Source organism: Rhizobacter sp. (assembly GCF_031412075.1).
Taxonomy (GTDB): domain Bacteria; phylum Pseudomonadota; class Gammaproteobacteria; order Burkholderiales; family Burkholderiaceae_C; genus Rhizobacter.
Genome location: NZ_JANOCG010000406.1, coordinates 1 through 1,995, shown reverse-complemented (window position 1 = coordinate 1,995; position 1,995 = coordinate 1). Strand labels below are relative to the sequence as shown.

The 1,995-nt window shown below is 66.4% G+C and carries 2 protein-coding genes; both read right to left on the bottom strand.

Going from position 1 to position 1,995, the window contains the following annotated elements:
- Window positions 1–1,184: flagellar biosynthesis protein FlhF (locus RMO40_RS15380; RefSeq protein ID WP_489660171.1), on the bottom strand; the 1,184-nt coding region annotated here is incomplete at its 3' end.
- Between the two features lie 594 nt (window positions 1,185–1,778).
- The coding region (locus tag RMO40_RS15375; RefSeq protein ID WP_309723141.1) for a LysR substrate-binding domain-containing protein at window positions 1,779–1,995 on the bottom strand (217 nt) is incomplete at its 5' end.

Below are 1,995 nucleotides of genomic sequence, written 5' to 3'. Positions count from 1 at the left end.
GCGACTTCGGCCACTAACTCCAGCGTCTTGGAGTGGGCCATCGGGTCGAGTGTGATCAGGCCCAGGTTGGAAGCACCGTGGCGGGTGGCAAAAGCCGCGGCCAGCTTGGCCGTGCTGGTGGTCTTGCCGACGCCGGTGGCGCCGATGAAGGCGAACACACCGCCGCTGTCTTCGAGCGGCAGGTCGCGCTCGCCGGTGAGCAGGTTGCGTTCGAGCACGTTGGCAGCCCAGGCGGTTTCGTCGCCCACGTCGGTGGGCAGGCTCTCGACCAGCTTGCGGGTGAGTGCCGGCGAGAAGCCGCAGTCGAGCAGCTTCTGGATGAGATGGGCTTGCGCCGGGTGGCGCTGCATCTTCTCCATGAAAGCGAGTGCGCCGAAGCGGTCTTCGATCAGGCCCTTCATCGAGCGCAGCTCGTTCATCATGTCTTGCTGGTCGCGGCGGGCCACGGCCTGGTTGACGGCACTGGAAGAGTCGGCCAGCGACGGCACTTGCACCGGGGCTTGCATCACGGGTGCCGGCATCTGGATCGGCTGGGCCAGGGCGGCTTGCGCTTGAGCCACACGCACTTCTTCGCGCAGCACCGGCGGCTCGCGCACGGCAGCACGCGGCGCAACGGCCGGCTGGACCACGGCCAGCTGAGGGGCGACCTTGGGCGGCTGCGCTTGCGCGCTGCGAGCGGCCAGGCGCTGCTCCAGCGCGCTGGGCAGGTCGGGCTCGAGGTCTTGGCGCGAGTCGGCGAAATCCTGGCGCGATTCGGCAAAGCCGGGCTCTTGCCGGTTCATCGCGGCCTGGCGGCGCTTGAGCATGCGCTCGCGCACATAGTCTTGAAACGACAGCGTGCTCATCGACAGGCGGGCCACGTCGTCGCTCACTTCGTCATCGGCGTTCGGGCGCTGCATCGGGGCCAGCGGCATGCTGGGCCGGGCGGGTGCGGCGGGGCGGGTTGCGGCGGCGGCGCGGGCGGGCGGCTGCGGCTGTTGTTGTTGCAAGGCGGCGGTGCGGGCGGCAATCGACGAGGCCGACAGGCGCTCGATCTGCTGCACGCTCTCAGGCGCCATGGCCAGCACTTCCACACCTTCGGGGCAGGGCTTGGTCGACAACACCACGGCGTCTTCGCCAAAAGCCTGGCGCACCAGGGTCAGGGCGTCGCGCGAGGTGCGCGCTGTAAAGCGTTTGACGTTCATGGGTTGCTCCGCAAGGCCTTGCTCAAACCGGGGGCTTGGCATGGCATCAAGTGTGTAAGAGGGTGTGCCGCGACGGTCTGGCAATCAGCACGCCGAAACCCGGTCATTTGGGTTGATTCGTCGCGGTGCGTGGGTGAAGGCTGATGCAGGTGGGTCATGACAAAGCGCAGTCGTTGAGCGCGTTGTCATTGTTCCGGGGCAGGGGCAGAACTTGAGGCGGATGAGAGGGGGGGATTGGGGGCTTTTCTCGTCTTGCAGGTGGCGCTGCGAAGTTGGTGGGCGCACGCGTCAGGGTTGTGGTCGATTGGTCACTGGGTGGTGGGTTGTGGCCATATCGTCAGGACCGGGCCGGGGGCCTCTGAGGGTGCGCACTATCAAATCAGGTGAATCGGGAGACCCGCTTTCGGCCACGAGCAGCCCTTTGCGAACGACCGCAATCCAGCAGGTCAACTTTTTTTGAGCCAATGTGCCTGGCTTCACAACCGCGCTGAACCGTAGCGCCGCGTTCGCTGAATGGGGTGAATCGAATGGCGATGAGCGCCTTGCCTCGGCAACCTCCGGCGAAGGGCAGGCGTCGGCGTGGCTGCAGTTTGCTCAGTCGCTGTCGGTGAAATCGCTTCGCCTTTCGACCAGCAGGTCGATGAAGCTGCGAACCTTCGGGGACAGGTGCTTCTTGCTCACATAGGCCGCAAAGACAGTGAAGCTGGCCGCCGGCGCACCGTCCAGCAGCAGCCGGATCTTCTTCTGCGCCAGCAGCGGCCCGCACAGCAGGCCTGGGAGGCGCGCCACGCCGACGCCTTGGACAACTGCC